The sequence below is a fragment of the Sinorhizobium fredii USDA 205 genome (assembly GCF_001461695.1).
GTDB lineage: Bacteria > Pseudomonadota > Alphaproteobacteria > Rhizobiales > Rhizobiaceae > Sinorhizobium > Sinorhizobium fredii.
The window spans coordinates 1-1,412 of record NZ_AUTC01000084.1; the positions used below are offsets into that span (position 1 = coordinate 1).

A 1,412-nucleotide genomic window follows, 5' to 3' on the forward strand; every position below is an offset into this window, starting at 1 on the left:
CCGCCATGCGCTTCGAGGGCGACTTTCAGCGCGACCGCCAGCCCGCCGGCCGGCGCAATGCCACCCTTGTCCGGAACGGGTACGCGATTGGAGACAATGACGAGGCGGCTCATGCCGAATACCTTCATGCAAGAAAATATGTCAGGTGCTCAAATATTCAGGAGACCAACGCGGCGATGAAGCCGCGCAGGACCTCGGCAGAAGGGATGGAGCCGAGCGCTTCGCTCGCAGGCACAGGCGGTCCGATGCGGATCGAAAAGCCGCCGAGCCGGTTGACCGTGCGAAACATTGCTTCGTCGGTCACATCGTCCCCGATCGCGATCGCGCGTCTGCCAGCAAAGGGCGGCTGCGCGAGAAATGCCGCAACTGCGTCGCCCTTGTTAGCTCTGGCTGGACGGATTTCGACGACCATCTTGCCGTGCTGGATTGCCCAGTCTGGTCCTGCTCGATACAACGCCCGCTCCATCAGGTGTTCAAGTTCGAGTTGTCTGTCCGGCGCAAGCCGGTAATGGACAGCGACCGCCGCCCCTTTGTCCTCGATCAGAACGCCCGCCCAGCTGGCAGTAGCGGCGACAAGCTCGGCCTTCAGCCGCTCAAAATCCGCCGTCTCTGCGGCTTTGTGCACGCGGCCATCCGGGTCGCGGCGCTCGGCACCATGAAGGCCCGCAATAGGAAACTTGGCCGGCGAAAAAAGCTGGTCGGCATAAGCAAGGCCGCGACCGGTCACGAGTGCCAAAGCACCGCCGAGTTTTTTCGACAAGTGATCGAGACTTGCAGGCAGCGAAGGCGGAACGGCTACGGCGTCCGGCGTTTCGGCTAGGTCAAGCAACGTACCATCGATATCGAGGAATAGGGCCCAGCTTTCCCGATCGGTTGAGAGAGCGGCGACAACGAAATCCTCTCCTGGACCTGCATCCGCGTTCGATGCGCTGAGCAACTGCTTCTGGCATGACATGAGGCCATACCTATATCAGATCCCGCTACCGACCAACCCTAATACTGCGCGTCGACCTGCGGAATTTTGACGCCGATGATGGTCTCCGAAGTGTGGTGGGGAGGGTGTGGAGGCCTCTGGAGTGGCGGTGGCCGCACCCGTTGCCGTCGTCGTCACGCCTTGGCCGCGCCGGATAAACCGAAACCCCGAACTGAGCTGCGCGAAGACACTCGAGTAACTGGTGAACTTTATAGACCGAGCGACGTTCTCGTGTTCAAGCCACGACGGTATCGGGCCCAAGCTCGCACGCTCATGTTCATATAGGAACCGGCCATGCGGCTCTTCTCCTGCGATTTTTGCAACCAGGTCGTCCACTTCGACAATCGCCAATGCGTCAGCTGCGGCCACAGGCTCGGCTTCGATCCCGAGCTCATGGCGATGTATGCGCTCGAGAGTGCCGGAGGGACGCAATGGCAGC

General features: G+C 61.1%; 2 protein-coding genes. One reads left to right on the forward strand and one right to left on the reverse strand.

The features are described 5' to 3' along the window. Window positions 1-157: 157 nt before the first annotated feature. Window positions 158-955 (reverse strand): trehalose-phosphatase, encoded by a 798-nt coding sequence (otsB, locus tag N181_RS09570; RefSeq protein WP_014329495.1) that lies wholly within the window; start codon window positions 953-955, stop codon window positions 158-160. Window positions 956-1,267: 312 nt separating this feature from the next. Between otsB and N181_RS31490 the strand changes: the two genes are divergently transcribed. Then, window positions 1,268-1,412, forward strand: a 145-nt coding sequence (locus N181_RS31490) for a zinc-ribbon domain-containing protein (protein ID WP_174839381.1), incomplete at its 3' end; no start/stop codon positions are given.